The 6516-nt window shown below is 42.1% G+C and carries 6 protein-coding genes; 1 reads left to right on the top strand and 5 read right to left on the bottom strand.

Annotated elements, in window-relative coordinates:
• The 5 genes from HMPREF2685_RS04260 to HMPREF2685_RS04240 form a co-directional block, all read right to left on the bottom strand.
• Positions 1-168 (bottom strand): ATP-binding cassette domain-containing protein (locus HMPREF2685_RS04260; protein ID WP_148130458.1); only part of this gene is annotated, 168 nt, incomplete at its 3' end.
• Positions 169-496: 328 nt separating this feature from the next.
• Positions 497-1060 (bottom strand): hypothetical protein, encoded by a 564-nt coding sequence (locus HMPREF2685_RS04255; RefSeq protein ID WP_049522699.1) that lies wholly within the window; start codon positions 1058-1060, stop codon positions 497-499.
• A 211-nt stretch (positions 1061-1271) separates the two neighbouring features.
• Entirely contained in the window at positions 1272-2390 is a 1119-nt protein-coding gene (locus HMPREF2685_RS04250; protein WP_070465503.1) for a DUF4767 domain-containing protein, read from the bottom strand.
• An 83-nt stretch (positions 2391-2473) separates the two neighbouring features.
• Entirely contained in the window at positions 2474-3331 is an 858-nt protein-coding gene (locus HMPREF2685_RS04245; protein WP_049522701.1) for an alpha/beta hydrolase, read from the bottom strand.
• Entirely contained in the window at positions 3318-4610 is a 1293-nt protein-coding gene (locus tag HMPREF2685_RS04240) for a PTS transporter subunit EIIC (RefSeq protein WP_070465499.1), read from the bottom strand. Before HMPREF2685_RS04240 ends, HMPREF2685_RS04245 begins: the two co-directional genes overlap by 14 nt.
• A 321-nt stretch (positions 4611-4931) precedes the next feature.
• On the opposite strand from HMPREF2685_RS04240, the gene HMPREF2685_RS04235 reads away from it, so the two are divergent.
• Positions 4932-6326, top strand: a complete 1395-nt coding sequence (locus tag HMPREF2685_RS04235; protein ID WP_070465496.1) for an MFS transporter — start codon at positions 4932-4934, stop codon at positions 6324-6326.
• Positions 6327-6516 lie beyond the last annotated feature (190 nt).

Raw genomic sequence — 6516 nt, 5'->3', positions numbered from 1 at the left:
GGCTAGGATATTGAGGAGGGTCGATTTCCCAGACCCTGATTCCCCCATGATGGCGACGTATTCACCCTTTTCCACGGTGAAGTGAATGTCCTTTAGGGCTTCGACCTGCGTCCCTTGAAAGCGAGTTTTGTAGATTTTTTTGATGTGTTGAACGTCTAGTAGGGTCATGGTCCGTTCCTTTCTAGCTCGATAAAAGCTTCAATCGATTTTTACAAATCTATTGTACTAAAACTGAAACGCTTTCACCATAACATAACCTTACATTTTCCCCTTTATTTCTTACATTTTTGTAAGAAAGCGAAAAAACAGGCTAGGACAAAAGTCCTAGCCTCTTAATTATTTTTGGATTGTCGAGCAAGACGCAGTGGTTGAGTGGGCTCTACTACGCTGATTTCATCAGCTTTTACAGCCCTACTCAACTGTGCGGAGGTGGGACGACGAAATCGAATTCTAACGAATTACCGATTTCTGTCCCACTCTCATTTTCATTTATGAATTATTCGGCTGATGAAGAGAGCAATGGTGCAATTGATTGATAAGCACCTTCAAGAGCTTTTTGGGCAATATCGCGAGCATTTTTCAATTGTTGTGCGAATTGACTACGAGCTTGTTCAGGAACAACTGTATCATCAGAACCTGCAGCTGAAAGTGTATCGTTAAATGTTTTTCTTGCAGTTTCCATAGATTGGATCCCAGGAGCTACTTGCTGATTATAGGCATCTTTACCAGACTCGGGCATCTTATCCCCAATCTCTTTGACATATTTTGTGTAGTTGTCAATCATTTTTCCATAAATGGTTTTCATATCACCAAGTGTTTTGGCATTATCAATTTCTTCATCAGTCAACAAGACAATTTCTGGAATTTCAACAGAAGAGGATGCTGATTTTGAAGTTTTTGATGAACTGCTTGATTTGCTTTTTGAAGTAGATGATTTTTCTACTTTGCTAGAAGAAGCTTTAGCATCTTTGCTTGATGATTCTGAAGCAGTTTTACCAGAACATGCTGCTAAGGTTGCAACGGACAAGAGAGCCACACCGGCTGTAAGAAGTTTTTTCATATTTTTTCTCCTATAAATAAAGAATGAATATATTTTAAATGATTTTCCTTTAATTGTCAAACATTTTCTGTTTCCAAATGCGTTTATATCACTAATTATCACTAGTTTTTAACATATTTTCCATCCCAAAAATATCGTTTATTTTGTATTTTTATTCATAAATTAAATAAACAAAACCAGAAAAACAGTCGTTTCCTGGTTTTTTCTTTTTTTATTGATGAAGCAGTTGCGTAAATTCTTCTTGAAGTTCCTTGTTATCTGTTGGTTTTAGGTACATCTTTCCACCATTGGTCGTTGGCGAATGAAAGACAATGGCTTCTCCCGTATCCGTAATGGCAAAGAAATAACTATGCACATCTGGATACTTGTCCCAATTGCTATAGCGTTCTACAATGCGGTATTTTGCATTTCCTTGGCCAGTATCTGTATAAATAGCATCCATCTTGCTATTGTCCCCTAGAGTATAGAGGTTATCTGGTCCTACATCACCGCCAGCTATGCCTTTTTGGTAGTTGGGTTGCCCCATCTTTTCGCCCCAGGTCTTCATAAATTCTGCTAATTTTTCTGATTTTTCAGCATTCCAAGGTGTTTTCTCCTGGCTTTGGGTATCGCCTCCTGATGGTGTGCTTTCAAAGGTTTGCCAGTCAAAACTCTTGAGGTCCAGTTTATCCTCATCAGATTTTCCAAAGAGAGCATTCAGATCTGACCCAGGTACCTGAACTTCTTCTTCTTGGACTTTTGTCGCGGCTTGAGGTGTCTTTTCTATTTGTGAAAGCACGGCTACACCACGGCCAGTTCCTGACATCCAGCTGACTTCTAAGACTTCTCCTCCCTGATAGAGGGTCGTCGCATTGCGCGCTCCACCGTGTCCAGCGACGAAACCTTCAGCTAGTAGAGTCGGTTTTTGCTCCTTGAGGTAGTAGACTCCTGTCGCAAAGTAGCTTCCATCGGTCTGCTGATTGGCGATGATCATCTCATCTACCCCATCGTTATTTAAGTCCTTAAAGGCATAGCGAACAGCTTCTGGCTGATTGATGACCGTCTCGATCACCCAGCTATTGATCATCCGATCTTCTTTGGCTAATTCATCATTCAATTTGGAAATGGCATCCAAATCCTTTGAAGTAGCAAAAATCTTTTGGTAGTCTGAAAAAACAGACTGGTATAATTGTTTGTTATCTGCTTTTTTCGCTTGTTTCTTTGCTGAAGTCTGGCTCGTTGCAACCTCTTTTTTAGGACTGGACTGCCGCTGGTATCTCTGGTAACACCCTGTTAACAAGACCATACTTGAAGCCACTAATCCCAACTGGATCCAATGTTTTCTTTTCATCTGATCTCCTTTAGTCTCCCTTATTTTCATACTAAACTTTATTATACTAAAAAAAGTGTGAGGACGGAATCCCTTCTTCACACTTAGTTTTCTTTATTTGGTTTAGTTCTACGATCCGTTTGACTTTCAATATGCTCTTTCACCAAGGCAACCACCTCATCATTGGTTGGAAGGTCCGAGTGCTGGGCATCTTCCCCCGTCACTGTGATCTCCGTATAACTAGCAGCTTGGTTTTGGTAGATATATTTCCCAGCAGAAACACTGGCATCTGGGACCAACTCATCGGAATCATAGGTGATGGTTCCTGCTACTGAATACATATAAAGCGTATTAGGGATGGCTTTTTCCCCCTTGATAAAATCGGCCAACATCTCAGATTTGTTTTGGATATTGGTTTCCGTGAAATTATAGGGAGTTCCGATGGTCATGAGGGTCTTTAGATCCACATCATAATCTTCTAGATAATTTTCGATAAAGGCTGTATAAATCAAGCCCCCGTTAGAATGACCCAAACCCTTGAAATTATTAAAATTGTATTTTTCTTGAAGGACTTCAAAGGCTTGATTGAATAGTTTAGCCTGCTTTTTAATATTGCTATAGCCATCTTTGTTGTTTTCAAAACCAACCACAATCACTGGTTCATTGTCCTTGGCATCAATACTACCGCTATAGGTGATATTCCCATCATTCCATACCTTGACCTTGAGAAGACTGTGCTTGGTGCCTTGGCGGCCTTGGTTGAGCTTGGTCACCAAGCCATCAAAGCGGTTCTCTGTTGCTGAGCTTCCTGGAATCATAATGATGGGCGACAGTTTGGAATTATAAAATTTCTCGATTTTTGAAACATTGGTTCGAGTCCAGCTATAAGAAGGAATGGCTAAACCGATCAAGAAAAGACAGACCAAAGTGAGGACGATTGCTGTTTTTTTAGATTGTTTCACCGCTTTCTCCTTTCACTTTTAAATCTTTTCGGATACGATTTCCCATGCGGACAAATGGTAGATAAAGGAGCACGTCTATCGCAAAGCAAAGGATACTCACAGCTAAGGCTCTCAGACTTCCTCCCGTTCCAATGAAAGCATAGAGAAGGCTAGGAGTCCCATCTAGCACTGGATAGACGGCTGCTGGCATCAGCTTAAGGCACAAAGCCACAGCAGCGATGGCCATATTGACCAAGGGGATCAATAAGAAGGGAATCACATATAGAAGATTGAGCAGGACCGGAATCCCTACCATGAAGGGGGCACCGTTATTAAAGAGGCCTGGAAAAATACTGAGGAGACTGACTTTCTTGTCCTTTCGACTGTGGGAGACCAGTAAGATCGCTACCAAAAGTGCTAGGACAGCGCCAATTCCAGCTACCATGCCAAAACTCCGATACAAATTGGTCAAAGTATAGAGATGAGGAATCCCCGTCGTTGTATGATGGGTCACAGCGTAATTCAGATTTTCTAAAGCAAAACTGTCATCCACAATTGAGTTTAGGGCAAAAGCATGACTGTTGCCGACCCAAGCTGATAAGCCACTGAAGAGTCCCATAACAAAAGTGGACAGGAGATGATGACTGCTTATAGTAAGAGAGCTAAAGAATTGACCGATCATTTGAAAAATACGGTACTGATTGCCAAGAAGGAGAAGAATATTCAGGCTAACCCCCAGAACCAAGGACAAGAAAATGGGACGCACAGTCTTGGGCTGATAGATAAAGTCTTTGTCCACAATCTGGTCGTCACTAGCCTTGGATAGTCGAAAGATCTGTCCGATTAGATAGCCTAAAACAATGGCTAAGAGGATATTGGTCGTCGCAGGTAAGTTAATTCTTGTCAGTTGCCCATCATTGAGTGGTCCCACCAACAATTCCTGAGACCCTACAATCAAGCTGACCAAAAGAGCAGTCACGCCGGCTGTCCCCGTACTTCTACCATAGTGCCCAGCTGTATATTTCCCAGCGAAGTAGGTTGCTAAAGGCCCTGCTAGACCTCCTAGAAAGTTGGAAAAATTAATAAGAACCTGGCTGATAGCTTGATTCCATGGCAACCAACTGTCCATCGAAAAGAGCTGATGGATATAGCCTCGATCAGAAAAGACCGATAAGGCAATCACTCGAATGATTCCTGAAAATAAGAAAAAAGGAAATAAGGAAACCAGGGTTTTCTGGGAAATCTGAATAAAACTTTTTTCTCGTAACCAGAAAAACTTCTGGACTAAATACTTGGTCATGGCGCCCCCTATTGGTGTGTTCACATTGCTTGCTTTCATCTTATTATATCATAGTGGTGAGCAATCCCTTTCATTTGGAGAAGCATCATCTTTTGAGAATACTTTTAAAATTTTCATAATTTTTGAAAAACTCTTTGACAGGGGTCTTCATTTCCTCTATACTATTTGTTAGCTAACAAAACGATGGATCAGGTTACCGTTGGTCTTGCTATGCTCCTAGCGATTGGAGCTGACGGAAAATCAAATCGTTTCCATGGATTTTCATCCGATTTTATACCATAGTCCATATCTTTAGGAAGATTTAGGAGGAATCAGACACCGATGTCACAAGAAAAAATTTCAGCCAAGGTCCTCTACGCTATTTTTGCAACAGGGATCCTTTCCTTTTGCGGAGTGGCTGGAGAAACTGCCATGAATATCACCTTCCCAATATTGATGAAGGAATTTGAAATCAATACCGCAACCGTCCAGTGGGTCACCACCATCTATCTTCTAGTGGTTGCCTGTGTAGTCCCCTTATCTGCCTACCTCAAGCGCTCTTTTAAAATGAAGTCCATCTTTTTAGTTGGAAATCTCCTATCTGTTTTAGGTGTTCTCATTGACTTCTTAGCTCCAAGTTTTGGCTTTGTGGTTTTGGGTCGATTGGTCCAAGGAATGGGGGTTGGTTTTGCCCTTCCTCTGATGTTTAATATCATTTTAGAGCAGGTCCCAAAACGCAAGATCGGTCTCATGATGGGAGTGGGGACCCTGATTACAGCTATCGCTCCCGCCATTGGGCCTACTGTCGGTGGTCTCTTGACAGCTAACTTTGGCTGGCGTTCCATCTTCTTGGTTCAATTCCCGATCCTTCTAGCTTCGCTAGTTGCAGGGCTTCGTTCCATTGAACAAATCAGTAAAGTCAAACGAGAAACCCTTGATATCATGAGCCTTATCGCTATTATTGCTTCATTTTTAGGCTTGATTTTAGGCATTCACGGTCTTTCTGATCATGCTTTCTTTAGTTTTTCTGTCCTTGGTTGGCTGGTGATTGGGTTTTTGGGACTGGTTCTCTTAGTCTGGCGGTCCAATCAGTTGGAGACTCCCATTATCAACCTTGCCATCTTAAAGAACCATCTCCTCACTGGCCATGTTCTTGCCTTTTTCACTTTCCAATTAGGTTCTCTGGCCATGAGTTTCCTCTTGCCCAATTATGTCCAATTGGTCAACCACTCGAGTACCACACTTGCAGCCTTGATGCTACTTCCAGGAGCCATCATTGGAGCAGGTTTTGCTCCCTTCTCTGGTCTCATTCTAGATAAGTTGGGCGCCCGTAAACCGATTCTCCTTGGAGCTGTTTTCATCCTTCTGGCCCATTTCCACTTCACCCTTTTTGCCCTGAAGCTGACAAATGGCTTGATTCTTATCTTTTACATGATCTTCATGACCGGTATGGGACTGGCCTTCGGCAATATTATGACCAACGGACAAAAACAACTCTCTCTGGAAGAGCAACCCGATGCGAACGCGATCTTTAACACTCTGCAACAATTTGCAGGCGCTGTCGGAACAACCCTGGCTTCCTTGATCGTTGCCATGAGCCAAGCTAATCAAAAGATGGACTTCACCCAAGCCACTGCTAAAGGAAGTCGCAACGGTTTTATGGTCCTATTTGCCTTAGGCATCTTCCAACTCCTTCTCTTATTTTGGGTTGTTGGGAAAGAACAAGATACGAATTAATTTTTCTCATCAGAAAGGAGCTGGGAATAAACTGTCCAGCCTTCGATCTTTGATAGAAATAACTGTATGACGCAGTGGTTGATTGGCATCTTTGTTCGCTTAATTAAGCTCCAAAGAAGACCTAATCAACTTTGCGGGGGTGGGAAAACGAACTCTTCTAAATTAGTTGGAGTTCTTTCCCACTCCCTTT

This window comes from Streptococcus sp. HMSC074F05 (assembly GCF_001808725.1).
GTDB classification, from domain to species: domain Bacteria; phylum Bacillota; class Bacilli; order Lactobacillales; family Streptococcaceae; genus Streptococcus; species Streptococcus parasanguinis_I.
This window is presented reverse-complemented; position numbering and strand designations above follow the sequence as displayed.

Coding starts and splice junctions, on each gene's coding strand:
- HMPREF2685_RS04255 (WP_049522699.1), bottom strand. CDS start 1,060: ATGAAAAAACTTCTTACAGCCGGTGTGGCTCTCTTGTCCGTTGCAACC.
- HMPREF2685_RS04250 (WP_070465503.1), bottom strand. CDS start 2,390: ATGAAAAGAAAACATTGGATCCAGTTGGGATTAGTGGCTTCAAGTATG.
- HMPREF2685_RS04240 (WP_070465499.1), bottom strand. CDS start 4,610: ATGACCAAGTATTTAGTCCAGAAGTTTTTCTGGTTACGAGAAAAAAGT.
- HMPREF2685_RS04235 (WP_070465496.1), top strand. CDS start 4,932: ATGTCACAAGAAAAAATTTCAGCCAAGGTCCTCTACGCTATTTTTGCA.